We start from the raw sequence: 25,132 nt of genomic DNA, 5'->3' as shown, positions 1-25,132 counted from the left end.
CTTGCTTGTTTCTGGCGGCGCTGCCATCCTCGCCGCATGGCCGACCCGACGCCCGTCTTCGACGACCTGCGTGCCGAGAGCGACGAACTCGACCGACTCATGGCCGAGTTGGAGCCCGAACGGTGGAGACTGCCCACGCCCGCCCCCCGCTGGACCATCGCGCATCAGATCGCCCACCTCGCCTGGACCGACCACTCCGCCCTGCTGGCCGTCACCGACGCGGAGGCGTTCCAGGGGCTGGTGGAGGAGGCCCTGAAGGCGCCGGAGTCGTTCGTCGACGAGGGCGCCGACGCCGGGGCCGCGCTGCCGCCCGCCGAGCTGCTGGAGCGCTGGCGGCGCGGCCGTGAGGCCCTGGACGCGGCCCTGCGGGCGGCGCCCCACGGCGCGCGCTTCCCCTGGTACGGCCCGCCCATGTCGGCCGCGTCGATGGCGACGGGCCGGCTGATGGAGACCTGGGCGCACGGCCAGGACGTCGCCGACGCGCTCGGTGTCGTACGGGAGCCGACGGACCGGCTCCGGCATGTGGCCCGGATCGGGGTGCGGGCGCGGGACTTCGCCTTCCACGCGCGGGGGATCGCCCCGCCGGAGGGCGAGTTCCGGGTCGAGCTCCTCTCCCCTTCCGGTGACCTGTGGGCCTACGGCCCCGAGGACGCCCCCCAGCGTGTCACCGGGCCCGCCCTCGACTTCTGCCTGCTGGTCACCCAGCGCGCCCACCGGGACGACCTCGCGCTGACCGCCGTAGGGGAGGACGCCGACCGGTGGCTGGCCATCGCCCAGGCCTTCGCGGGTCCGCCCGGGGCGGGACGTACCCCCCAGGGGGGTCAGGGGTGACCCTCCGCATCGGCAACGCCTCCGGCTTCTACGGCGACCGGTTCGACGCCATGCGCGAGATGCTCACCGGCGGTGAACTCGACGTGCTCACCGGGGACTACCTCGCCGAGCTGACCATGCTGATCCTGGGGCGGGACCGGCTGAAGGACCCCTCCGCCGGGTACGCGCGCACGTTCCTCGGGCAGTTGGAGGAGTGCCTCGGCCTCGCGCACGAGCGCGGGGTGCGGATCGTGACCAATGCGGGAGGGCTGAACCCGGCCGGACTCGCCGAGAGGGTGCGGGAGTTGGCTGACCGGCTCGGCATCCCCGTCCGTGTCGCCCATGTCGAGGGCGACGACCTCACCGCCGAGCATCCCGGCAGTCTCGCCGCGCACGCCTACCTGGGCGGGTTCGGGATCGCCGCCTGTCTGCGGGAGGGCGCGGACGTCGTCGTCACCGGGCGGGTGACCGACGCGGCCCTGGTCAGCGGGCCCGCCGCCGCGCACTTCGGGTGGGGGCCGGGCGATCTGGACCGGCTCGCGGGCGCGGTCGTCGCCGGGCATGTGCTGGAGTGCGGGACGCAGGCCACCGGCGGCAACTACGCCTTCTTCACCGACGGCGACACCACCCGCCCCGGCTTCCCGCTCGCCGAGGTGCACGAGGACGGCAGCAGCGTCATCACCAAGCACCCGGGGACCGGTGGCTTCGTGGACGTGGGGACCGTGACCGCGCAGCTGCTGTACGAGACGCAGGGCGCCCGGTACGCCGGGCCGGACGTCACCGCCCGGCTGGACACCGTACGGCTCACCCAGCTCGGCCCCGACCGCGTCCGCGTCGAGGGAGTGCGCGGGGAGGCCCCGCCACCCACGCTGAAGGTCGGCCGCAACCGGCTCGGCGGCTGGCGCAACGAGGTCGCCTTCGTGCTCACCGGACTCGACGTCGAGGCGAAGGCGGACCTGGTGCGGCGGCAGCTGGAGCCCGCCCTCGCCAAGGTCGCCGACGCCCGCTGGGAGCTGGTCCGCACCGACCGCGCGGACGCCGGCACCGAGGAGACCGCCAGCGCGCTGCTGCGGCTCGTGGTGCGCGACCCCGACCAGGCCGCCGTGGGCAAGGCGCTCAGCGGGGCCGCCGTGGAGCTGGCCCTGGCCAGCTATCCCGGTTTCCACGTCACCGACCTGCCGGGCAGGGGCACGCCCTACGGCGTCTTCGACGCGGTGTACGTCCCGCAGGGTTCGGTCGCGCACGTGACCGTGCTGGACGACGGCCGGCGTATCCCCGTCCCGCCGCCCGCCGACAGCCTCGTACCGCGGGACGTGCCGCAGCCGCTGCTGCCCGAGCCGTTGCCGCGGGGGCCGGTGCGGCGCGCTCCGCTGGGGCTGGTCGCCGGGGCGCGCAGCGGGGACAAGGGCGGGGACGCCAATGTGGGGGTGTGGGCGCGCACGGAGGGGGCCTGGCGGTGGCTGGCCCATGAGCTGACCGCCGACCGGTTCGGGGAGCTGCTGCCGGAGACGCGCGCGCTGCCGGTCACCCGGCATGTGCTGCCCAACCTGCGGGCGCTGAACTTCGTCGTCGAGGGCGTCCTCGGCGAGGGCGTCGCCGCCCGGCACCGATTCGATCCGCAGGCCAAGGCGCTCGGCGAATGGCTGCGCTCGCGCCACCTGGACATACCGGAGGCTCTTCTGTGACGGTCATCGGCTCGGCCCTGGACACCACGAGCCCCGACTTCCGGGCGAACCGCGAGGCCATGCTCGCCAAGCTCGCCGCACTCGACGCCGAGCACGCGAAGGCGCTGGCGGGCGGCGGGGAGAAGTACGTCGAACGGCACCGCGGGCGGGGCAAGCTGCTCGCGCGCGAGCGCATCGAGCTGCTCCTCGACCCCGACACGCCCTTTCTGGAGCTGTCGCCGCTGGCAGCGTGGGGCAGCGAGTACGCCGTGGGGGCGTCGCTCGTCACCGGGATCGGGGTGGTCGAGGGCGTGGAGTGCCTGATCACCGCCAACGACCCGACCGTGCGCGGCGGGGCGTCCAATCCCTGGTCGCTGAAGAAGGCCCTGCGCGCCAACGACATCGCGCTCGCCAACCGGCTGCCGTGCATCAGCCTCGTCGAGTCCGGCGGCGCCGACCTGCCCTCGCAGAAGGAGATCTTCATCCCCGGGGGTGCGATCTTCCGCGACATCACGCGGCTGTCGGCGGCAGGCATCCCGACCGTGGCCGTCGTCTTCGGCAACTCCACCGCCGGAGGCGCGTACATCCCCGGCATGTCCGACCACGTGATCATGGTCAAGGAGCGGGCCAAGGTGTTCCTCGGCGGGCCGCCGCTGGTGAAGATGGCCACCGGGGAGGAGAGCGACGACGAGTCGCTGGGCGGTGCCGACATGCACGCGCGGGTGTCGGGTCTCGCCGACTACTTCGCCGCCGACGAGCACGACGCCCTGCGCCGGGCCCGCCGCGTCGTCGCGCGCCTCAACCACCGCAAGGCGTACGAGGACCCGGGCCCGGCCGAACCGCCCAGGTACGACCCGGAGGAACTGCTCGGCATCGTGCCGGGGGACCTGAAGGTGCCCTTCGACCCGCGCGAGGTGATCGCGCGGATCGTCGACGCCTCCGACTTCGACGAGTTCAAGCCGCTCTACGGGAGCAGCCTGGTGACCGGGTGGGCGTCCCTGCACGGTTACCCGGTGGGTGTGCTCGCCAACGCCCAGGGCGTCCTGTTCAGCGAGGAGTCCCAGAAGGCCGCGCAGTTCATCCAGCTCGCCAACCAACGCGACATCCCCCTCCTCTTCCTCCACAACACCACCGGCTACATGGTGGGCCGCGAGTACGAGCAGGGCGGCATCGTCAAACACGGCTCCATGATGATCAACGCGGTGTCGAACTCGCGGGTTCCCCACCTGTCCGTGCTGATGGGCGCCTCGTACGGGGCCGGCCACTACGGCATGTGCGGCCGGGCCTACGACCCGCGGTTCCTGTTCGCCTGGCCCAGCGCCAAGTCGGCCGTGATGGGCCCCCAGCAGCTCGCCGGTGTGCTGTCGATCGTCGCCCGGCAGTCGGCGGCCGCGAAGGGACAGCCGTACGACGAGGACGCGGACGCCGCCCTGCGCGCGATGGTCGAGCAGCAGATCGAGTCGGAGTCGCTGCCGATGTTCCTGTCCGGGCGGCTGTACGACGACGGCGTCATCGACCCGCGCGACACCCGCACCGTCCTCGGCCTGTGCCTGTCCGCCGTCCACACCGCGCCCTTCGAGGGCGTGCGCGGCGGCTTCGGCGTCTTCCGGATGTGAGGGACCCCCACGTGATCAAGACCCTGCTCGTCGCCAACCGGGGCGAGATCGCCTGCCGCGTCTTCCGCACCTGTGGTCAGTTGGGAATCCGGACGGTCGCCGTGCACTCGGACGCCGACGAGAACGCCCTCCACACGCGTGTGGCCGACACGGCCGTACGCCTCCCCGGGTCCGCCCCCGCCGACACCTACCTGCGCGGCGACCTCATCGTGAAGGCCGCCCTCGCCGCCGGCGCCGACGCGGTGCACCCCGGCTACGGCTTCCTCTCGGAGAACGCCGACTTCGCGCGGGCCGTCCTGGACGCCGGACTGGTCTGGATCGGGCCCCCGCCCGAGGCCGTCGAGGCGATGGCCTCCAAGACCCGCGCCAAGGAACTGCTGGGCATCGCACCCCTCACCGAGGTCACCGAAGCCGACCTTCCGGTGCTGGTGAAGGCCGCCGCGGGCGGCGGAGGGCGCGGCATGCGCGTCGTACGCCGCCTGGAGGAGCTGGGCAGCGCACTGGAGGGGGCGCGCGCCGAGGCCGCGAGCGCCTTCGGGGACGGCGAGGTGTTCGTCGAGCCGTACGTCGAGAACGGCCGCCACGTCGAGGTGCAGATCCTCGCCGACACCCACGGCACCGTCTGGGCGCTCGGCACCCGCGACTGCTCCCTCCAGCGCCGCCACCAGAAGGTCGTCGAGGAGGCACCCGCGCCCGGCCTCTCCGGCGAACTCGCCGAGGAGCTGCGCGCCCTGTCCGTCCGCGCCGCGCACGCCGTGCGGTACACCGGCGCGGGCACCGTCGAGTTCCTCGTCGCCGACGGCCGCGCGCACTTCCTGGAGATGAACACCCGCCTCCAGGTCGAGCACCCCGTCACCGAGGAGATCTTCGGCCTGGACCTGGTGGCCGAGCAGATCAGGATCGCGGAAGGGGCGCCCCTGCCGGAGAACCCGCCACACCCGCGTGGCCACGCCGTCGAGGTCCGCCTCTACGCCGAGGACCCCGCCCGCGACTGGGCCCCGCAGACCGGCACCCTGCACCGCCTCGCCGTCCCCGACGGCGTCCGCCTCGACACCGGCTACACCGACGGCGACGACATCGGCGTCCACTACGACCCCATGCTCGCCAAGCTCGTCGCCCACGCCCCCACCCGCACGGAGGCCCTGCGCAAGCTGGCGGGCGCCCTGGAGCGCACGGTCCTGCACGGCCCGACGACCAACAGGGACCTGCTGCTCGCATCCCTGCGGCACGAGGAGTTCACCGGCGCCCGCATGGACACCGGCTTCTACGACCGCCACCTCGCCACCCTCACCGGCCCGGACGCCGACCCGTACGCCCCGCTCGCCGCCGCCCTCGCCGACGCCCACGGCCGCTCCCGCTTCGGCGGCTGGCGCAACATCCCCTCCCAGCCGCAGGTCAAGCGCTACGAGATGGCCGGCGCGGAGCACGAGGCCCGCTACACCCGCACGCGCGCGGGCTACCAGGCGGAGGGCGTGCGCGTGGTGCACGCCGACGCGCGTCTCGTCGTCCTCGAAGTGGACGGCGTACGGCGCAGGTTCGAGGTGACGGCGTACGGCGACCAGGTCTACGTCAACAGCACGGCCCTGCGCGCCCTGCCCCGCTTCCCCGAGCCCGAGACCCAGCACGCCCCCGGCTCGCTGCTGGCCCCGATGCCGGGCACGGTCGTCCGCGTGGCGGACGGATTGAAGGCGGGCGTTCTCGTCGAAGCAGGTACCCCGCTGATCTGGCTGGAGGCGATGAAGATGCAGCACCAGATCACAGCCCCGGCGACGGGAACGCTGACGGCCTTGCACGCGGCCCCGGGACAGCAGGTGCAGCCAGGCGCTCTGTTGGCCGTGGTGCAGGAGACCTGAGGGGCGCGGGGCTGTACAGATATGCGGCTCCGCCGCGTGTGCGCGACCGGCCACCGACCACCGGCAGTCCGAAGGAGAGCAGTGAGCACCCACATCGAATCGGAAGAACACAAGGCCCTCCGCCACGCGGTACGGGCCCTCGGCAGACACCACGGCCCCGACCACAACCGCGACCACCTCTGGCAGGAGGCCGGCAAGCTCGGCTACCTCGGCGTCAACCTGCCGGAGGAGTACGGAGGCGGAGGCGGCGGCATCACCGAACTCTCCATCGTCCTGGAGGAGCTGGGCGCGGCAGGCGCCCCCCTGCTCATGCTGGTGGTCAGCCCGGCGATCTGCGGCACAGTGATCGCCCGCTTCGGCACAGAGGCACAGAAGCAGCAGTGGCTGCCCGGACTGGCCGACGGCACGAAGACCATGGCCTTCGGCATCACCGAACCGGACGCCGGCTCCAACAGCCACCGCATCACCACCACGGCCCGCAAGGACCCGGCGTCGGCCGACTGGCTGCTCACCGGCCGCAAGGTCTTCGTCTCGGGCGTCGACATCGCGGACGCCACCCTCGTCGTCGGCCGCACCGAGGACGCCCGAACCGGCAGCCTCAAGCCCTGCCTGTTCATCGTCCCCAGGGACGCCGAGGGCTTCCGGCGCCGGCGCATCGACATGGAACTGCAGGCGGCGGAGAAGCAGTTCGAACTCACCCTGGACGACGTACGACTGCCCCCCGGGGCCCTCGTGGGCGACGAGGACGCCGGCCTGCTCCAGCTCTTCGCCGGACTCAACCCCGAGCGGATCATGACCGCCGCGTTCGCGATCGGCATGGGCCGCTACGCGCTCGGCAAGGCGGTCGAGTACGCGCGTGACCGCACGGTCTGGAAGACGCCCATCGGCGCGCACCAGGCCATCGCGCACCCCCTCGCACAGGCGCACATCGAGCTGGAGCTGGCCCGGCTGATGATGCAGAAGGCGGCGCACCTGTACGACGCCGGCGACGACCTGGGCGCGGGCGAGGCCGCGAACATGGCCAAATACGCGGCCGGGGAGGCCTGTGTGAAGGCGGTCGACCAGGCCGTGCACACCCTCGGCGGGAACGGCCTCACGCGCGAGTTCGGACTGGCGAAGCTGATAACGGCCGCGCGCGTGTCTCGTATCGCGCCGGTCAGCCGGGAGATGATTCTCAACTACGTCTCGCACCAGACCCTGGGCCTGCCCAAGTCGTACTAGAGCCTCCTGGAGGAACCGTGTTCCGCAGTGAGTACGCAGACGTCCAGCCCGTCGAACTGCCCATCCACGACGCGGTCCTCGGCTCGGCCGCCGGCCACGGCGACACGCCCGCGCTGGTCGACGGCACGGACGGCACCACCATCACGTACGCCCAACTGGACCGGTTCCACCGGCGGATCGCCGCCGCACTCGCCGACACCGGAGTGCGCAAGGGCGACGTACTCGCCCTGCACAGCCCCAACACGATCGCCTTCCCGACCGCGTTCTACGCCGCCACGCGCGCGGGTGCCTCGGTGACCACCGTGCACCCGCTCGCCACGGCGGAGGAGTTCGCCAAACAGCTCGCCGACTCCGCGGCCCGCTGGATCGTCACCGTCTCACCACTGCTCGCCACCGCCCGGCGGGCCGCCGAACTCGCGGGCGGCGTCCAGGAGATCTTCGTGTGCGACAGCGCGCCGGGACACCGGTCGCTGATCGACATGCTCGCCTCGGCCGCCCCCGAACCCGAGGTCGCCATCGACCCCGCCGAGGACGTGGCCGCGCTGCCGTACTCCTCGGGCACCACCGGCGTACCCAAGGGCGTGATGCTCACCCACCGGCAGATCGCCACCAACCTCGCCCAGCTGGAACCCGCCGTCTCCGCGGGGCCGGGCGAGCGCGTCCTCGCCGTCCTGCCGTTCTTCCACATCTACGGCCTCACCGCCCTGATGAACGCCCCCCTGCGCAAGGGCGCCACCGTCGTCGTACTGCCCCGCTTCGAACTGGACACCTTCCTCGCCGCGATCCAGAACCACCGCATCACCGCCCTGTACGTCGCCCCGCCGATCGTCCTCGCGCTGGCCAAGCACCCCGCGGTCGCGCAGTACGACCTGTCGTCGCTGAAGTACCTGATCAGCGCGGCCGCCCCGCTGGACGCCCGGCTCGCAGCGGCCTGCTCACGACGGCTCGGCCTGCCGCCCGTCGCGCAGGCCTACGGCATGACCGAACTCTCGCCCGGCACGCACGTCGTGCCGCTCGACGCGATGGACGCGGCACCGCCCGGCACGGTCGGCAGGCTCATCGCCGGCACCGAGATGCGGATCGTGTCCCTCGACGACCCCGGCAAGGACCTCGGCACCGGCGAGCCCGGGGAGATCCTCATCCGCGGCCCGCAGGTGATGAAGGGCTACCTCGGCCGGCCCGACGCCACCGCCGCGATGATCGACCCCGACGGCTGGCTGCACACCGGCGACGTCGGCCACGTCGACGACGACGGCTGGCTGTTCGTCGTCGACCGGGTGAAGGAACTGATCAAGTACAAGGGCTTCCAGGTGGCGCCCGCCGAACTGGAGGCCCTGCTGCTCACCCACCCCGGCATCCTCGACGCCGCCGTCGTCGGCGCCCACGACGACGACGGCAACGAGATCCCGCACGCCCACGTCGTCCGCAGGCCCGACGCCGACGGGCTCACCGAAGGGGAGGTCATGATGTACGTCGCCGAACGCGTCGCCCCCTACAAACGCGTCCGCCGCGTCACCTTCATCGACAGCGTCCCGCGGGCCGCGTCCGGGAAGATCCTGCGCAGGGAACTCAGGGAGCGGCCGTGACGTTCATCGGTCGTACGCGAACCCGCGGGATCGAGACCCTCGCCCTCGACTCCCCGGACACCCGCAACGCCCTGTCGGCCGCCCTGGTGGGCGAGCTGGCCGACGCGCTCGCGGACAGCGGCAAGGACACCGACGTGCGCGCGGTCGTCCTGACCCACACCGGCAACACCTTCAGCGCCGGCGCCGACCTGCGCGACCCGCCGCACCCGGACGCGCTCGTCGCCCTGCTGCGGCAGATCGTGGAGCTGCCCAAGCCGGTCGTCGCCCGCGTCACCGGGCACGTCCGCGCGGGCGGCCTCGGCCTGCTGGCCTGCTGCGACATCGCGGCGGCCGCGGCCGGGGCGAGCTTCGCCTTCACGGAGGTGCGGATCGGGGTCGCACCGGCGGTCATCTCCCTGCCGCTGCTGCCCCGGACCGACCCGCGCGCCCTCGCCCGCTACTACCTCACCGGCGAGCGGTTCGACGCCGCCGAGGCCGCGCGGATCGGCCTGCTCACCGCCGCCGGCACCGACGTGGACGCCGTACTGGAGCCGATCCTCGACGGTCTGCGCAGGTCCGAGGCGCAGGCCCTGGCCGAGACCAAACGCCTGCTCACAGCTAGGGTGCTGGAGGCATTCGACCGGGACGCGGGCCGCCTCACCGCGCTCTCGGCACGGCTGTTCGCCTCCGCGCCCGCCCGCGAGGGGATGACGGCCTTCCTCGAACGACGGGATCCACCATGGGTGCTGTGACGACGAACGACACGGCCGACGAGACGGCCGACGACACGGCCGGCGCCCCCACCGGTGACAGTGCCGGCCGGGCCGAGCGCGCCGACCGCGTACCCAAGCAGGACCGCAGCCGGGCCACCCGGCAGCGGCTCCTGGAGGCCGCCGTGTCCTGCCTCGCCGAGCACGGCTGGGCCGGCTCCACGGTGTCCGTCGTCGCCGAACGCGCGGGCGTCTCCCGAGGCGCCGCCCAGCACCACTTCCCGACCCGCGAGGACCTGTTCACCGCCGCCGTGGAGTACGTCGCCGAAGAGCGGTCGACCGCCCTGCGCGCCCTGTTCCCCGACGGCGCGGCCGGCGACCGGCGGGCCGTCGTCGCCGCGCTCGTCGACCTCTACACCGGCCCCCTGTTCCGGGCCGCCCTCCACCTGTGGGTGGCCGCGTCGAACGAGGAACAACTGCGGGACCGTGTGACCGAACTGGAGGCACGCGTGGGCCGGGAGACCCACCGCATAGCCGTCGACCTGCTCGCCGCGGACGAGTCCCGGCCCGGCGTACGCGAGACCGTGCAGGGCGTGCTGGACATGGCCCGCGGACTGGGCCTGGCCAACCTCCTCACCGACGACGGCGCCCGGCGCGAACGGGTCGTGGCGCAATGGGCGGCCCTGCTGGACGAGACGCTGGGGCACCGGGCCGAGGACTGACACGCCGCCGCAGCGGCGGGTCGAGGACCGAGGCGCTCCGAGGTGCCGGCGGCAGCGGCGGGTCGAGGAGCGAGCCGCTCCGAGGTGCCGGCGGCAGCGGCGGGTCAAGGACCGAGCCGCTCCACCCGCCAGCCGCCGTCCGGCTGCCCGACGTACCGCAGCCGGTCGTGCAGCCGGTTCTCCCGGCCCTGCCAGAACTCCACGGTCTGCGGCGCCACCCGGAACCCGCCCCAGTGCGGCGGCACCGGCACCGGCTCGCCCTCCGGATAACGGGCCTGGAGCTCGGCGTACGACGCCTCCAGCTCCGCCCGGGTGCCGATCACCGACGACTGGCCGCTGGCCCACGCCCCCAGCTGCGAACCGTGCGGCCGGCTGCGGAAGTACGCCTCCGTCTCCTCCCGGCCGGTGCGCCGCGCGACACCGGTGACGACGACCTGGCGGGCCATCGCGTGCCAGGGGAACAGCAGCGACACGTACGGGTTCTCCCCGAGATCACGCGCCTTGCGCGAGTCGTAGTTCGTGTAGAAGACGAACCCCTGCTCGTCGAAGTGCTTCAACAGCACCGTGCGGGAGCTCGGCCGGCCCTCCGCGTCCGCCGTGGACACGATCATCGCGTTCGGCTCGAACAGATGGGCCTCGACGACGGCCAGCTTGAACCAGCGCGCGAACTGCTCCACGGGCGTCGCCGCAAGATCGCTCTCCGACAGCCCGTCGGTCCGGTACTGCTTGCGCATCGCGGCGGGATCGGGCACGGACGGATCGGGAACTGCGGTCGGCAGCGCGTCTGCGTCGGTCACCCGGCCATCTTGCCGCATCGCCACCGGATCACGGAGGGCGGCGGAGAACCCGCCATGGCACTCAGTGCCGCGAACCCTCCCCGAAGCTGGCACTCAGGGATATGGTGCTGATGCCATCCAGGTTGGGTGACCGCCGACCGTACGGGGCATCACTGGGAAGACAGCCCAGGACCGCCAGTCCCCGCACGGACCGTGGATCCATCGGCGTCATCTCTACTGATCATGAGGAGCCGCAAGATGTCCGACTTCGTACCCGGACTCGAAGGAGTCGTCGCGTTCGAGACGGAGATCGCCGAACCGGACAAGGAGGGCGGCGCGCTCCGGTACCGGGGCGTCGACATCGAGGATCTCGTCGGCCACGTCTCCTTCGGCAACGTCTGGGGCCTGCTCGTCGACGGCGCCTTCAACCCCGGCCTGCCGCCCGCCGAGCCCTTCCCGATCCCCGTCCACTCCGGCGACATCCGCGTCGACGTCCAGTCCGCGCTCGCCATGCTCGCCCCCGTCTGGGGCCTGAAACCCCTTCTCGACATCGACGTCGAAGAAGCCCGCGACAACCTCGCCCGCGCCGCCGTCATGGCCCTGTCCTACGTCGCCCAGTCCGCCCGCGGCCAGAGCCTGCCCATGGTGCCCCAGCGCGAGATCGACAAGGCCCAGTCCGTCGTCGAACGCTTCATGATCCGCTGGCGCGGCGAGCCCGACCCCAAGCACGTCAAGGCCGTCGACGCCTACTGGACCTCCGCCGCCGAGCACGGCATGAACGCCTCCACGTTCACCGCCCGCGTCATCGCCTCCACCGGCGCGGACGTCGCCGCCGCGCTCTCCGGCGCCGTAGGCGCCATGTCCGGACCCCTGCACGGAGGCGCCCCCTCCCGCGTCCTCGGCATGATCGAGGAGATCGAGCGCACCGGGGACGCCGAGGCCTACGTCAAGAACGCCCTCGACCGCGGCGAGCGCCTCATGGGCTTCGGACACCGCGTCTACCGCGCCGAGGACCCCCGCGCACGCGTCCTGCGCCGCACCGCCCGCGAACTGGGCGCACCCCGCTTCGAGGTCGCCGAGGCACTGGAGAAGGCGGCACTGGAGGAACTCCACAACCGGCGCCCCGACCGCGTCCTCGCCACCAACGTGGAGTTCTGGGCCGCCATCGTCCTCGACTTCGCCGAGGTCCCGGCCAGCATGTTCACCTCGATGTTCAGCTGCGCCCGCACCGCCGGATGGTCGGCGCACATCCTCGAACAGAAGCGGACCGGACGGCTCGTACGGCCGTCCGCCCGGTACGTGGGACCCGGGCCGAGGGACCCGCGTGAGGTGCGGGGCTACGCCGACATCGCCCACTGACACGGCGCCCGGGGGCGCGGGGAGCAGGAACCCCGCGCCCCCGGGGGCACGTTCGGCTCAGGCCGGCGTCAGAAGCCCGGCGTGATGCCGCTCCGCCACCAGCGGGTGGGCCCGCAGCTTGCCCTTCAGCTCGTTGTAGCCGTACTCCGCGAACAGCGGGTTGGCCGGATCGTCGGTGACACCCGGCGCCGCGTCGGCGTACGGGAAGACCAGCGGCTCCACCCGGGCGTCCAGACGCGGGTTGTAGAAGAACGGCACCGAGAAGCGCTCCGTCGCGCCGGGCGGGGACACGACCCGGTGGTTGGTGGCGAGGAGGTACCCGTTGGTGGCGACCTCCAGCAGCTCACCCAGATTCACCACGAAGGCGCCCGGGATCGGCGGCACCTCGTGGAACAGGCCGTCCTCCCGCTGCACCTGCAACCCGCCCACCTGATCCTGCAGCAACAGGGTCAGGAACCCGTAGTCCTTGTGCGCTCCCACGCCCTGACCGGCCCCGTCCCCGGCACTGCCCGGGTAGCGCACCAGCTTCAGATGCGGATGGGCGTGCTCGCCGAAGACACGGTCGTAGAATGCCGGGTCCGCCCCGATCGAGGCCAGCAGCTCGTGCAGCAGCTTCTCCGCGACACCGCTCAGCCGCTCGACCCACGCCAGCGCGGCCGCCCGCAGCTCGGGCAGACCCTGCGGCCACTGGTTCGGCCCCTGCAGCCACCAGTAGGCGGGCTCACCGGGCCCGGGCACACGCGCCGGCCGCTCGGCACCGATGTCCAGCTGGTCCCGCCAGTCCTGCCGCCCGCCCGTGCGCTCGTCACCGGTGCGCGTGTAGCCGCGGAAATGCGGCGAGTTCACATTGTCGATCGCCAGCCGCCACTCCTCCGGCAGCGCGAAGAACCGCCGCATGGCAGTCACCAGCCGGTCGGTCTCCTCCTGCGTGACCCCGTGCCCGATGAGCTGGAAGAACCCCACGTCATGCGCGGCACTGTGCAGCTGCGCATGCAGCAGAGCCCGCGCCTCGGGGCCACGATCGGCCGCGGAGAGGTCGATGATCGGCAGTTGCTGGTACGACGGGGTCGTCGACGCGTTCGTCATGGTGGTACGTCCGTGGATGTACGGGTCCCGAAGCCGCCCGGGGTGGGGGCGGCGCACGGGTGCCAGGTGGGCGAAGAAGAGGGAGGTCCCCAGGGCTGCTCACGGCAGCGGAAGAAGCGGGCGGAGGCTCAGATGGAGCGTCGACAGCCCATGCTCGTGACGCGGACGTAGTCCACGTGGCGGCGTCGAACGAGCGAAAGCATGCGCCCAGAGTACTGCGCGCCGAAGAATCCGTGGGTGACCTGCGTCACGACCGCAGACCTTCTCGTGAAAACGCAGCGACCCGCGAGCCTGGTCCTCCAGCGGAGGAGCCGGCCGGACGTACCGGCGACTCGCGGGTCGGGTGACTGCTTGGGTTTGGGCCGGCTGCGCGCGTAACTCACGCACTGGTCCGGCACCGCACTGGGTGTGGTGACGGGCCGCTAGCCCGCAGCCACCTCACGCGTCCGGGTTTCACTCATGTACCCGATCACCTCCCTTCTCGTGTAGCCCACACCCTAAGAACCGATGGGCTGCCGTTCAACGGGTTTTTCAAGCAGATTCCAGTGGCAGGCGTTGAACCGGCGGCTCAGGCGATGTTCCTGCCGACGACGGTCACTCCCGCCCCACCAGCTCCGCCAGATCCAGCGCCCCCGCTATCCGCACCGCCACGTCCTCGGCGTACGCCGCGTCGGTGCGCTCGAACGGGGTGCGGCCGGCGCTGCGCAGGAAGGTGACGACGCCGAGGGTGCGCCCGCGGCTGCGCAGGACCGCGCACAGGGCGTGGACCGCGTCGCCGGGCCACTGCCGGGCCAGGGCCCACTCGCGGGCCTGGTCGGCGGGGACGGAGCCGGCGCTCGCGCGGACGGAGCCGGCGCGCTCGACGCAGCTCAGGGCGGGGTGGCCCGCCGGGTAGCGGACCGGGAGGCCGGCGCGGCCGGCCAGGAGGCTGGGGCCGGGGGCGCCGGAGGGGGTGTCGGCCAGGCGTACGAGGCGTACGGGCGGGGCGTCCTCGCCCTCGGCCGGGGTGCCGCCGCTCGCGACGCGGTCGATGAGGGCGTGGTCGGCGAACCCGGCGAGCGCGAAGTCGAGGTGGACGGTGGCGGCCTCCAGCGGGTCCTCGCACTCGGCGGCCGCGCGGGCGGCGCGGTGCAGCTGGTTGGTGCGGAACCGCAGCAGTGAGGCTTCCTGTTCACCCTGCTTGGCCTCGGTGACGTCCTGGAACAGCCAGCCCACGCCCAGCGGGACCGGTTCCTCGGCGAGCGGGGAGGCGAGCCGGACGAAGCCGCAGCGCCAGCAGCGGCGCCTCTCGCCGTCCGGGGTGCGTACGCTCACCCAGATCTCCGCGGGAGCGGGCGGCGCACCTTCGGCCAGTACGTGGGTGAGGGCGCTCTCCAGTTCCTCCACCCCCTGGGAGAGGAGTTCGCCGAGCGGGCGGCCCAGGGCCGAGGTGCGGCCGGTGCCCAGCGCGCGGGCGGCGTGGGCGTTGACGACGGCGGGCCGCAGGTCGGCGTCGACGAGGACGACACCCCAGGAGGCGTCCTCGAAGAGGGCCTCGCTGAGCGCGATGGACCGCTCCAGGTCGATCTGCGCGTGGACCTCGCTGAAGGCGCAGTACACGCCGGCGGGCTTGCCGTCGGGTCCGCGCACGGCGGCGGACTGGGTGCGCACGAGCACACGGCCGCCGTCCTTGGTGAGCAGCGCGAACTCGTGCACCTGGCGGCCGGGCGCGTGCATCGCGGACAGCAGGCGCCCTTCGACCTCCTCGGCGTCGGCGGCGCGTACGGCCCATCCGGCGAACCCCGGCCGGCCGACGGCCTCGGCGGCCGTCCAGCCCAGGATCCGCTCCGCCTCGCGGTTCCAGTGGGTGACGACGCCGTCCGCGTCGAAGGCGCACAGCGCCGCGTCCATGCCGTCGAGCAGCGCGGCGAGCAGGTCCGAGCCGTCGCGGTCGGGCTGCTCGGGCTCGTCCGGCCCCAGTTCGTCTGTGGTCCCACTACGCCGTGAAGCACTCACCTGGACCCCCTGCAGGCTGCGTCCGCACGAACGGCGCGTCGGTTCGCTCACTTGCAATCATTCAACTCGAACGTGACGCAGCCCACACAGGGTTCCCGCAAGATTGCCGGGGAATCGTTGCACCGCGGCGATCCGGCGATCCGGTGATCCGGCGATCAGCCCCCGGACGTCAGCCGCAGGTCGATCCATACGTCGCTCTCGCCGTCCAGCGTGTAGCGCTCGGTCTCGGTGAACCCGCGCGCACGGGCGAAGGCGAGGCCCTCCTCGTTCACCGCGAGCACACACGTATCCACCGCCCCGGCGCCCTGCACGCGCGCGTGGGCGAGGCCGTCCTCGTACAGGGCGGTGCCGAAGCCGCGCCGCCGGTGCTCGGGCAGGACGCGCGCGATGACCATCACCGCCCTCTCCTCGCCCTGCGGCGCCCGTACGGTCGAGCAGCCGACCAGTTCGTCACCGGCGTAGGCGTTGCACAGCCGGTGACGGGCGGCGCGCTCGCGGACGTCGTCGAGGGACATCGCGGCGGGCGGCACGATCACGTTGTGGACGTGCCGCCACTGCCGCAGCATGGCGTCGCCCACCACCGGTTCGATACGAAGATCAGTCACGGCAGCAGCGAACAGGGGCGACCGCGCGGGCGTCAACGGGTTTGCGGCAGCCGCGCGCAGACCTCGATCTCGATCCGCATCCGCGGGTCGGCGAGCCCGCACACCATCATCGTCGCGGCGGGCCGCACATCGCCGAAGCGGCGGCGCAGCACCGGCCAGCACGGCTCGAAGTCCTCCCGCGCGGGCAGCAGATACCGCACGCGCACCACGTCCTCGAAACCGCAGCCCGCCTCGGCGAGGGCGTCGCCGATGTTGCGCAGGCACTGCTCTGCCTGCTCGACGACGTCGTCGGAGATGGTCATGGTCGCGTAGTCGTAGCCGGTCGTCCCCGACACGTGCACCCGGTCGCCGTCCACCACGGCCCGGGCGTAACCGATCCGCTCCTCGAACACGGAACCGCTGAGAATGGCGCGTCGCTCAGTCATGTCGGGCACGCTAGGCGAGCGCCTCCGATACGTCGAATACGCACGGTGAACAGCTTTGATACGTGCAGCAATATGATCCGGGCATGGAGCGCCCGGAACTGCCCCTGCCGCAGCTGCACGCCTTCGTCGTCCTCGCCGAGGAACTCCACTTCGGCCGTGCGGCGGTCCGGCTCGGCATCGCCCAGCCGCCGCTCAGCCAGCAGATCCGGCGCCTGGAGGAGAAGGTCGGCCACGCCCTGTTCACGCGCCCGCCCGGCCGTGTGGCGCTCACCCCGGCGGGCAGGGAGCTGCTCCCCGCCGCCCGCCAGGCGCTCAGCGGGCTAGCGCAGGGCCTCGCGGCCGCCCGCGCGGTGGGCGGCGGACGGACGGGCCGGCTGCGCGTCGGGTTCGCCGCCTCCCTCGCCCTGACGGTCCTGCCGGGCCTCCTGGGCGCCCACCGCAGGCGCTTCCCCGGGGTCGAGCTGGACATCCGCGAGATGACGACGGCGCCTCAGCTGACGGCCCTGCACGAGGGCACCATCGACGTCGGCCTGTTGCGCGAGCCTCCCGAGGACGCGCCCGACCTGGCCTTCCGCACGCTCCTCGCCGAACCCCTGGTGGCGGTCCTCCCGCTGTCCCACCCGCTGGCCCGCCCTCGCACGGTCCCGCTCGCCGCCCTGGCCGGGCAACCGTTCGTGCTGCTCCCCCGTGAGGCGGGCCCCGGCCTGTACGACCGCATCAACGCCGCCTGCGCCGCCGCCGGGTTCGCCCCGCGCATCGCCCAGCACGCGGTCGAGTGGCAGACGGTGTGCGCCCTCGTGGAGGCGGGCCTGGGCGTCTCCGTGGCCCCGGCCGCCATCCGCCGTATCCGCCTCAAGGGCCTCGCCTTCCGGACCCTGCGGGCCCCCGCCCCGAAGACGACGGTCGCGGCGGCGTGGCGCCGGGACGGGACGAGTCCGCTGGTGGCCAATCTGCTGGCGACGATGACGGATCAGTGATCTCCCGCCCCGGCTCGTGCTCAGTGCCGGTAGAAGATCCGGTCCCGGTACTGCTCCATCACCCGGCCGTTCCACTCGTGGCCGCCGTCGACGTTGCCCGAGCGCAGGAGGGGTGGTTCGAGGCCGCGGTCGGCGAGGGAGCCGGCGGCGGTGGCCATGACGGCCTGGAGGAGGGCCGTGGTGACGACGGTGGAGGCGGGGGCGAAGGGGGCCGGGACGGTGTCGAGGGCGAGTTCGGCGTCGCCGACGGCGATCTTGGAGTCGAGGACGATGTCGCAGTGGTCCCTGAGGAAGGTGCCGGAGACGTGGCGGGACGTGGTCTGCGTCGCGTAGGCGACCGAGGTGACGCCGATGACCTTCACGCCGAGGGCGCGGGCCTTCATCGCCATCTCCACGGGCAGCGCGTTGCGCCCGGACAGGGAGATGATCACCAGGGCGTCGCCCGCGCGCAGGGGCGAGGAGTCCAGGACCGCGCTCGCCAGGCCGTCCACCCGTTCCAGGGCGGAGCCGAGGGGCGCGGGCATGACGTCGACGCCGACGACCCCGGGGACGGCGAGCAGGTTCATCAGGGCGAGGCCGCCCGCGCGGTAGACGACGTCCTGCGCGGCCAGCGAGGAGTGCCCGGCGCCGAACGCGAACAGCCGGCCGCCCGCGGCGACGGTGTCGGCGAGGAGCGCGCCGGCCGCCGCGACGGACTCGGCCTCCTCGTCGCGGACGCGGCGCAGCAGGCCGATGGCGGCGTCGAAGTACTGGTCGGCCAGCTTGCTGTCGCCCATGCGGAGCCCCTTCGCCCTTCGCGGTGGCTGTGTCGCGGATCACCGTGCGGTCTGGACCACTGCGCTGTCAATACGGCCGCCCGGGCCGCGCTCCCGGGGCCGCGTGTCCCCGCGCGTACGGCGTCGTTTCGGCTGCGCGGCACGGTTGTCAGTGGTATCCGGCAGAATTGGTGCCAGGGCCAGCGCACGGGCCGGAGACCGTCGAGCCTCCGGCAGATCTCACCGAGGGGCACGTATGTCCGGACTGATCGACACCACGGAGATGTATCTCCGCACCATCCTCGAGCTGGAGGAGGAAGGCGTTGTGCCCATGCGTGCCCGCATCGCCGAACGGCTCGACCAGAGCGGGCCGACGGTCAGCCAGACGGTGGCGCGGATGGAGCGCGACGGGCTGGTGTCCGTGGCGAGCGACCGGCATCTGGAGCTGACCGACGAGGGCCGCCGGCTGGCCACCCGCGTCATGCGCAAGCACCGGCTCGCCGAGTGTCTGCTGGTCGACGTCATCGGCCTGGAGTGGGAGCAGGTCCACGCCGAGGCGTGCCGCTGGGAGCACGTGATGAGCGAGGCCGTGGAGCGGCGTGTGCTGGAGCTGCTGCGCCACCCCACCGAGTCGCCGTACGGCAACCCGATCCCGGGCCTGGAGGAGCTGGGCGAGAAGGACGGCGCGGACCCGTTCCTGGACGAGAGCATGGTGTCGCTGGCCGAGCTCGACCCGGGCAGCGACGGCAAGACGGTCGTGGTGCGCCGGATCGGCGAGCCCATCCAGACGGACGCCCAGCTGATGTACACCCTGCGCCGCGCGGGCGTGCAGCCCGGCTCGGTGGTCAGCGTGACCGAGTCGGCGGGCGGTGTGCTGGTGGGCAGCGGCGGTGAGGCGGCCGAGCTGGACTCGGACGTCGCCTCGCATGTGTTCGTCGCCAAGCGCTGACGTCCTGTCCCGCGTCACGGGCTGACTCGCGTCGAATCCCGGCCCTGCTGCGTCGAATCGCAGCGGCGGGGCGCCGCGCGTGCCAGGCTGTCGCGTGAGGCATACGACCGGGAGGGGCGGGCGGATGTGCCGAGAGCGAGCGGAGGGCCCCGGCGCCTTGTGGCGCCGGGGCCTGTCCTCCCCTGTGTCGACCCGGAGCCCCGAGCTCTCAGGGTCGTTCCCCTCGGACCGGTTTCCCCGAGCGGTCCGCCTCCCGTTGAAGGTCTCCCCTCGGCGGGGACGATCATTCCTTGAGCGGTGTCACTCGAATGAGGGGTGTTGCCGGGCAGAACCGCATTTTCGAATAGGGGTTCGATAGTCTGCGGATGGCGGGTGATCCGCACGGACCGCGGCACAACGGCGGTACGACGGCGGTACGACAGCGGAGCGGTACGACGGGCAGGGCGGATCCGGAACGGCGGACCGCGCCGCCCGAGCGGAAGCGGGCGGTCCGAGCAGAGCTTGGGGGTACCGGTAGCAATGGCGCGGCGCATCGATGTGACCGGAAGCGGCGGGGTACGCCTCGTGGCCTGGGAGTACGGCGATCCTCCCAAGCCGGGCGACACCTGCCGGCCGGGCGACCTCTCCGGACCGGGTAACCCTTCCGGACCGGGTAACCCTTCCGGACCGGGCGACCTCTCCGGACCGGGTAACCCTTCCGGACCGGGCGACCCGGCCGGGCCAGGCGACGGCCCAGGAGCGGGGGACGTCCCGGCGGTGGGGGACACCCCTGGGCTCAAGGGCGTCCCAAGGGCGGGTGACGTCCCCGGACAGGGCCACACAGCGGCGCACGGCCACGCCCCTGCCGACGGCCACACCCGCGCCCACGGCCGCACCCCTGCCGACGGCCGCACCCCTGCCGACGGCCACACCCCCGCGCTGCGCGCCATCCCGGCCCAAGGGCACGGCCACCTCCACAGGCCCGCCCCCGCGCAGCGGGGAGGCGACGTCGAGGCCGCTCCCGGCACGCCCGGCGTCCTGTTACTGCACGGCCTGATGGGCCGCGCCTCGCACTGGGCGTCCACCGCCCGCTGGCTGTCCGAGCGGCACCGCGCGGTCGCCCTCGACCAGCGGGGGCACGGACAGAGCGACAAGCCCCCGCAGGCCGCCTACACGCGCGAGGCGTACGTCGAGGACGCGGAGGCCGCACTCGAACAGCTCGGCCTCGCCCCGGCCGTCCTCGTCGGCCATGCGATGGGCGCGCTGACGGCCTGGCAGCTCGCCGCGAAACGCCCCGACCTCGTCCGCGCCCTGATCATCTGCGACATGCGGGCCTCCGCGCTCGGCGCGGCCTCGCAGCGCGAGTGGGCGGACTGGTTCGAGTCCTGGCCGGTGCCCTTCGCCACGCTCGCCGACGTACGCAAGTGGTTCGGCGAGGACGACCCCTGGGTGGAGCGGCCCAACCCGGCGCGCGGCGCCTTCTACGCCGAGGTCATGCAGGAGTCGCCGGACGGCTGGCGGCCCGTGTTCGAGCCCGCGCAGATGCTGAAGTCCCGCGAGACCTGGGTCTACGACGCGCACTGGGAGGAGCTGGCCCAGGTGCGGTGCCCCGCCCTCGTGGTCCGCGGCCTCGACGGCGAACTGGGCCGCGCCGAGGCGCAGGAGATGGTCCGCGTCCTGCCGCGCGGCCGGTACGCGGAGGTGGCCGACGCCGGACACCTCGTCCACTACGACCGGCCGGAGGCGTGGCGCGCGGCGATCGAGCCGTTCCTGGACGGCGTGCTCACCCAGTAGTCCGCTCGGAGCCCCGCACCGGTCCCGCCCCGTCGATCTCGCCCGCGCACCGCAGCACCGCCGCCACCAGCGCGCGGTGTGCGGGAAGCGCGGGCCGGGCGGCGAGGGCGGGGTCGCGGGCTCCGGCCAGGATCTCCTCCAGGGCGGAGGCGAGGTCGGGGTCGGTGCGGAAGCCGTCGAGGATGCCGCGGGTGACCTCGGCGGCGGCACCGTAGGACGTCGCGGCGGCCAGGAGGTTGCCCAGGGGCAGGCCCAGATGCGTCACCGGCCACAACTCCGCTGCCACGTCAGGCGCCTCACCCCGCAGCGCGGCCAGCGCCCGTTCCGCCACCGGTGCGTCGAAGGGCCCGAGCCCCGCCAGTACGGCGCCCGGGTCCCGCTCACCCGAGAGGACCCGCCGCAGTGTCCCGGCGAGCGGGCCGAAGCCCGGGTCGGTCGCGGCGTAGCGCTCCAACTGCTGCCGCGCCTTGACCCGAGCCGCGGTGTTCCCCCGCTCGGCGGCGACCAGCGCACCGAGGACGGGCTCCCACGCCAGCGCCCACACGGCCCGTGCGACGCCCTCCCCGGACCGCCCGGCCCCCGCGGCCCGCGCCTCCCGCCGTACCGCACGCACCGCCGTCTCCAGCAGCTCCCGCACCCGCCCCGCGTCGGGCGCCAGCCGCTCCAGGAGCCGGTCCAGCGCCACCCCCGGCACCCGGCCGACCCGTGCGCACAGCTCGGCCGGGCCGGCGGGCAGGGGGGCGGCGTCGGCGCCGAAGACCAGGACGTCGTTCACGGCCGCCCCGAGCGCGTCGGCCGTCCGGCCCCCCGTGAGGAGCCCGAGCAGGGCGCCCGCGAGGTGGTGGGCGACGGCGGCGGCGGCGTCGCGGGTGTGGGCGTGCAGATAGGAGCCGTAGTTGACGTGGCTGACGGCGACGGCGGCGGGGAAGCCGCCCCGGTAGGCGTAGCGCAGGCAGTCGCGGCCCCGGGCCAGCGCGAGCGCCCCGCGCCCGCGCGCGTCCTCGACGGTGGCGAGCGCGCCGAACACCTCCCCCAGGTGCACGGTGTCGTCGGCCGCCGCGAACACCTCCCGGCACTCCTCCAGCAGGGCCAGCGCGTCGGAGGCCCGCCCGAGGCGCAGCAGCGGCAGATACGCGGGGAAGCGGGCCTGCGCCACATCGACGTCCGGCGCGCCCCGGGACGCCTTCACCGCGCACAGCTCGGCGTTGGACTCCAGCGCCGCCTCCCACCGTCCGGCCTCGATCGCCGCGCGCTGCCCGGTGTCGCAGAACTCCTCCCGGACCCGCCACCACACCGTGCCGTCCGTGGAGCGCGACTCCGAGGTGCGCGGCAGGGCGTCCATCCGGCGGCGCAGTACGGCCGCCTCGGCCAGCACCTGCGCGGCCCGCCCCTGCTCGGCCAGCACATGCAGCCGGTGCACCTCGCCGACCAGCCCCGCCCAGCCGCCGAGCCCGGCCGCACGCGCGTGGGCTATCTCGGTCTCGGCCAGCTCCAGTGCCTCCCGCAGCCGCCCGGTCCGCACACACAGCCCGACCAGCCGGCCTGCCGCCGCCGACACGCCCGCCGCGTCACCCCGCTCCGAGGCCCGCGCAAGCGCCGTACGCGCCAGCCGTTCGGCCGCCGCCGGATCGGTCGCCCACAGCACCTCCGCCAGCGCTTCCGTCGGCGGCGCCGTACCGTCACCGGACGCTGCCAGTACGGCGAGCCGGTGCAGCACCGGCATCACCCGCGCCACCGTCGGCCGCGAGTCGTCGCGCCGCAGCACCGCCTGCAACAGCGCCTCCGCGCCCTGCGCCAGCCCGAGCCGGATCAGATACGGCGCCGCCGCGAGCCCCGCCCGCGCCAGCACCGGCCCCGCCGCCGGCGCCCCCTGCGCGTCCGTACCCTCGCGCCGCCACGCCATCTCGAAGACGCGCGTCCAGTACCCGGCCATCCGCTCGTCGACCAGCCGCCGCAGCTCCGGCCCGGCGCCCGCCCGCCCGTGTTCGGCGACCGCGGCCTGGACGTCGTACGACCGGATCGCGTACGACGATGCCGGGCGCGGCGTGATCAGGCCCCGCTCGGCGAGGGCGGTGAGGCCGTCGGCCGGTGGGCCGTCGGGGTGGCCGAGGCGGGCGCGGAGGTCGGGCCAGTTGTGCTCGACGCACGGGGCGACGCGGTCGGCCTCCTCCAGGCAGCACAGGAAGCGGAACAGGTCGGCGTGGGCGGGGGCCAGGCCGTCGGTGATGCCGTCGGCCCACACCCTCAGCAGGCGCAGGTGGTCGTCCGGATCGTCCCGGCCCTGCGGGGCGCCGTCGGTGAAGAAGCCCGCCGGGAGTCCGCCGCCCTCGGACCACGTGCGCCCCGCCGAACCCAGCAGGGCGGCGAGCCGTGCCGGGTCGGCCGCCTGCGCGTCGGCCAGTTCCATCAGCCGGGGGTGACCGCGGGTCACCTCCAGCAGGGCGGTGGCGTACCGGCGGGCGTCGCCCGGGGTCAGGCCGGCGGCCCGGCCCTCGGCCAGCGCGGCCAGGTGGGGCAGCTCCCGGGCCAGCAGCAGCGCCTCGTCCGGGGTGAGCAGGTCGACCGGGGCCGACGGCAGCCGGGGCCCGGCGCCGGGCGGCCGGGTACGGCAGGTGAGCAGCGTCCGGCCCGGCCCGTGATGCGCGGAGAGGGCTTCTGTCAGCCGTGCCCAGCGGGGGTCGCGCCAGGTGCCGTCCGGGTCGAGGAGCGCGTCGGCGTGGTCGACGACCAGGAGGACCCGGCGGCGGGTCAGACAGGCGGCCACGGCGGCGGCGAACTCCCCGTCGTCGTCGAGGGGTCGGTCCGCCGCTCCCAGTCCCGCGCCCTCCAGTGCCGCCGCGAGTTCCGCCGCCGCGCCCCGCGCCTGTGCGTCCGCGTCCGTCTCCCTGCGCTCCGCAACCTTGAACCACACCACCGTCTCGAAGGTGTGCCCGTGGGTCTCGACGACCTCCCGCGCGCACGCCGTCTTGCCCGCTCCGGGCATCCCCTGCAGGACCGCCCCGCACGCTCCGCTGCCCGGTGCGAGGAGCGCGCCGAGGCGGGCCATGAGGGCGACGCGGCCGACGAAGCGGTCGGGGAGAGGGGGCGGACCCGCTGGGCGGGCCTGGGCGGGGGCGCTTCCCACGGGTCCGCTCGGCGCCTTGAGGCGCAGGGTCGCCGCCCGCGCCCCGAACAGCGCGGGTGTGGCCGCCGCCAGGGCGGGCCCGTCCTGCTGCCCGGCCGTCCCGGCCAGCGCACCGGCGAGGGCGCGCGGCAGGGGCAGACCGTCGAGGACGAGCCGCCGGTAGAGGCCCTCGGCCAGCGCGACGGCGAACGTGTCGGCCACCGGGTAGCGCATCGCCAGCACGGCACAGTCCAGCCGCGCCACCAACTCCGCGGCGAGCACCCCGACATCGGGCGCGCCGCCCGGCTCCCCCTCGGCGTCCGGGCCGGCCGGCACCCCCAGCGCCCTGCGCTGCTCCCGTACGGTCAGCGCCGCCGACCAGCAGCAGGAGAGGGTGACCAGGCCGACGCGGCGGGCCGTGCCCAGCAGGCCCGCGAGGCCGGCCGCCGTGACCCGGTCAGGGTGGCCGGTGTCGGTCTCCAGGAGCAGCTCGCCCGGTGTGCCGTGGCCGGAGACGTGGACGACGTCCCAGCCGCCGGGGTCGGCCAGCACGGCCCGCAGCCGCTCGCGGCTCACCCCGTACTGCAGGGCCCGCAGCTCCACCGCGCGTCCGGAGCGGGCCGCCTCCGCGAACAGGGCGGTCAGGGCGGCGCGTTCACGGCGCAGGTTCAGCGCGCGGCTGCCCTGCGGCAGGCTGAACAGCGCCAGCACCCGCACCGGCCGCCCGTCCGGCTCCTGCGCGGCCGGGGCCGCCGGGCCCACCTGCATCACCGGCGTCACGTCCTGGGCGCCCAGCGGCCGGCCCCGCACATGCGCCAGCTCCAGCGGCACGAACAGCAACCGCCGCGCGGCGGGTACGTCCGCCGGGACGACGACCCGGACGACCGCGGGCGCGGCGTCGAGCAGCGCGGGCCCGACCGGGCCGAGGACCTCCGCGCCGATCCACGCCCCGGCCTCCCGCACGATGTCCCGCTCGCGCGTCACCCGCTGGTCCGGCGGCGCGTGCCGGCGCACATGCCCGGCGAGGTCCAGGAACGCCTCGTACTCCGGGCGGGAGGCATCGAGGCGTACGTCGTGCCGGGCCAGGACGCCGGAAGGCCCGGTCAGCTCCCAGCTCCACCGGTCGAGGCCCGCGAAGTCCCGCACGTACAGCCGCAGTTCCCGCACG

General features: G+C 74.0%; 19 protein-coding genes. 12 read left to right on the top strand and 7 right to left on the bottom strand.

Going from position 1 to position 25,132, the window contains the following annotated elements; all coding sequences use genetic code 11:
* The first annotated feature begins 36 nt into the window (after positions 1-36).
* From ACIGXJ_RS21495 to ACIGXJ_RS21460, 8 genes are all read left to right on the top strand, one after another.
* A complete protein-coding gene (locus ACIGXJ_RS21495; RefSeq protein ID WP_399647676.1) occupies positions 37-831 on the top strand; it encodes a TIGR03084 family metal-binding protein in 795 nt (264 codons plus the stop codon).
* Positions 828-2,495 carry an acyclic terpene utilization AtuA family protein gene (locus tag ACIGXJ_RS21490; protein ID WP_399647674.1) on the top strand — a complete coding sequence of 556 codons (1,668 nt, stop codon included), beginning with the start codon at positions 828-830 and terminating at the stop codon, positions 2,493-2,495. The genes ACIGXJ_RS21495 and ACIGXJ_RS21490 overlap by 4 nt, the downstream gene beginning before the upstream one ends.
* Positions 2,492-4,090, top strand: a complete 1,599-nt coding sequence (locus ACIGXJ_RS21485; RefSeq protein WP_399647672.1) for an acyl-CoA carboxylase subunit beta — start codon at positions 2,492-2,494, stop codon at positions 4,088-4,090. Before ACIGXJ_RS21490 ends, ACIGXJ_RS21485 begins: the two co-directional genes overlap by 4 nt.
* Before the next feature lie 11 nt (positions 4,091-4,101).
* Entirely contained in the window at positions 4,102-5,943 is a 1,842-nt protein-coding gene (locus ACIGXJ_RS21480; RefSeq protein WP_399647670.1) for an acetyl/propionyl/methylcrotonyl-CoA carboxylase subunit alpha, read from the top strand.
* An 81-nt stretch (positions 5,944-6,024) separates the two neighbouring features.
* Positions 6,025-7,164 (top strand): acyl-CoA dehydrogenase family protein, encoded by a 1,140-nt coding sequence (locus ACIGXJ_RS21475; RefSeq protein ID WP_399647667.1) that lies wholly within the window; start codon positions 6,025-6,027, stop codon positions 7,162-7,164.
* Positions 7,165-7,181: 17 nt separating this feature from the next.
* Positions 7,182-8,750, top strand: a complete 1,569-nt coding sequence (locus ACIGXJ_RS21470; protein ID WP_399647665.1) for a 4-coumarate--CoA ligase family protein — start codon at positions 7,182-7,184, stop codon at positions 8,748-8,750.
* Entirely contained in the window at positions 8,747-9,481 is a 735-nt protein-coding gene (locus ACIGXJ_RS21465) for an enoyl-CoA hydratase family protein (RefSeq protein ID WP_399647663.1), read from the top strand. Before ACIGXJ_RS21470 ends, ACIGXJ_RS21465 begins: the two co-directional genes overlap by 4 nt.
* Positions 9,469-10,161, top strand: coding sequence for a TetR/AcrR family transcriptional regulator (locus ACIGXJ_RS21460; RefSeq protein ID WP_399647660.1), 693 nt, complete (start codon positions 9,469-9,471; stop codon positions 10,159-10,161). The genes ACIGXJ_RS21465 and ACIGXJ_RS21460 overlap by 13 nt, the downstream gene beginning before the upstream one ends.
* Before the next feature lie 104 nt (positions 10,162-10,265).
* On the opposite strand, the gene pdxH is transcribed toward ACIGXJ_RS21460, so the two are convergent.
* Positions 10,266-10,976 (bottom strand): pyridoxamine 5'-phosphate oxidase, encoded by a 711-nt coding sequence (pdxH, locus tag ACIGXJ_RS21455; protein ID WP_399647657.1) that lies wholly within the window; start codon positions 10,974-10,976, stop codon positions 10,266-10,268.
* 219 nt (positions 10,977-11,195) lie between these two features.
* On the opposite strand from pdxH, the gene ACIGXJ_RS21450 reads away from it, so the two are divergent.
* On the top strand, positions 11,196-12,296 hold the full coding sequence (locus tag ACIGXJ_RS21450; protein ID WP_399647655.1) for a citrate synthase 2: 1,101 nt from the start codon (positions 11,196-11,198) through the stop codon (positions 12,294-12,296).
* A 57-nt stretch (positions 12,297-12,353) separates the two neighbouring features.
* On the opposite strand, the gene ACIGXJ_RS21445 is transcribed toward ACIGXJ_RS21450, so the two are convergent.
* From ACIGXJ_RS21445 to ACIGXJ_RS21430, 4 genes are all read right to left on the bottom strand, one after another.
* Complete coding sequence (locus ACIGXJ_RS21445) at positions 12,354-13,382, bottom strand: isopenicillin N synthase family dioxygenase (protein WP_399647653.1); 1,029 nt, start codon at positions 13,380-13,382, stop codon at positions 12,354-12,356.
* A gap of 594 nt (positions 13,383-13,976) precedes the next feature.
* Positions 13,977-15,377 (bottom strand): PAS domain-containing protein, encoded by a 1,401-nt coding sequence (locus ACIGXJ_RS21440; RefSeq protein WP_399647651.1) that lies wholly within the window; start codon positions 15,375-15,377, stop codon positions 13,977-13,979.
* A 155-nt stretch (positions 15,378-15,532) separates the two neighbouring features.
* Positions 15,533-15,982 carry a GNAT family N-acetyltransferase gene (locus tag ACIGXJ_RS21435; protein WP_399647649.1) on the bottom strand — a complete coding sequence of 150 codons (450 nt, stop codon included), beginning with the start codon at positions 15,980-15,982 and terminating at the stop codon, positions 15,533-15,535.
* 32 nt (positions 15,983-16,014) lie between these two features.
* A complete protein-coding gene (locus ACIGXJ_RS21430; protein ID WP_399647646.1) occupies positions 16,015-16,407 on the bottom strand; it encodes a RidA family protein in 393 nt (130 codons plus the stop codon).
* A gap of 83 nt (positions 16,408-16,490) precedes the next feature.
* Here ACIGXJ_RS21430 and ACIGXJ_RS21425 point away from each other — a divergent pair, with 83 nt between their 5' ends.
* Positions 16,491-17,384: a LysR family transcriptional regulator gene (locus tag ACIGXJ_RS21425; RefSeq protein WP_399647644.1), complete on the top strand. Its 894-nt coding sequence runs from the start codon at positions 16,491-16,493 to the stop codon at positions 17,382-17,384.
* A 20-nt stretch (positions 17,385-17,404) separates the two neighbouring features.
* On the opposite strand, the gene ACIGXJ_RS21420 is transcribed toward ACIGXJ_RS21425, so the two are convergent.
* Positions 17,405-18,160 (bottom strand): SIS domain-containing protein, encoded by a 756-nt coding sequence (locus tag ACIGXJ_RS21420; protein WP_399647641.1) that lies wholly within the window; start codon positions 18,158-18,160, stop codon positions 17,405-17,407.
* 235 nt (positions 18,161-18,395) lie between these two features.
* Between ACIGXJ_RS21420 and ACIGXJ_RS21415 the strand changes: the two genes are divergently transcribed.
* Both ACIGXJ_RS21415 and ACIGXJ_RS21410 read left to right on the top strand, forming a co-directional pair.
* Complete coding sequence (locus ACIGXJ_RS21415) at positions 18,396-19,088, top strand: metal-dependent transcriptional regulator (protein WP_399647639.1); 693 nt, start codon at positions 18,396-18,398, stop codon at positions 19,086-19,088.
* 918 nt (positions 19,089-20,006) lie between these two features.
* On the top strand, positions 20,007-20,861 hold the full coding sequence (locus ACIGXJ_RS21410; protein WP_399648103.1) for an alpha/beta fold hydrolase: 855 nt from the start codon (positions 20,007-20,009) through the stop codon (positions 20,859-20,861).
* Here the strand turns inward: ACIGXJ_RS21410 and ACIGXJ_RS21405 are convergent.
* Entirely contained in the window at positions 20,851-25,131 is a 4,281-nt protein-coding gene (locus ACIGXJ_RS21405) for a CHAT domain-containing protein (RefSeq protein ID WP_399647636.1), read from the bottom strand. The genes ACIGXJ_RS21410 and ACIGXJ_RS21405 overlap by 11 nt on opposite strands.
* Between the last annotated feature and the right edge of the window lies 1 nt (position 25,132).

It is taken from the genome of Streptomyces sp. NPDC053367 (assembly GCF_044545925.1).
In the GTDB taxonomy this organism is placed as follows: domain Bacteria; phylum Actinomycetota; class Actinomycetes; order Streptomycetales; family Streptomycetaceae; genus Streptomyces.
The sequence above is the reverse complement of the archived record's forward strand: the minus strand, read 5'-3'. Positions and strand labels throughout refer to the sequence as shown.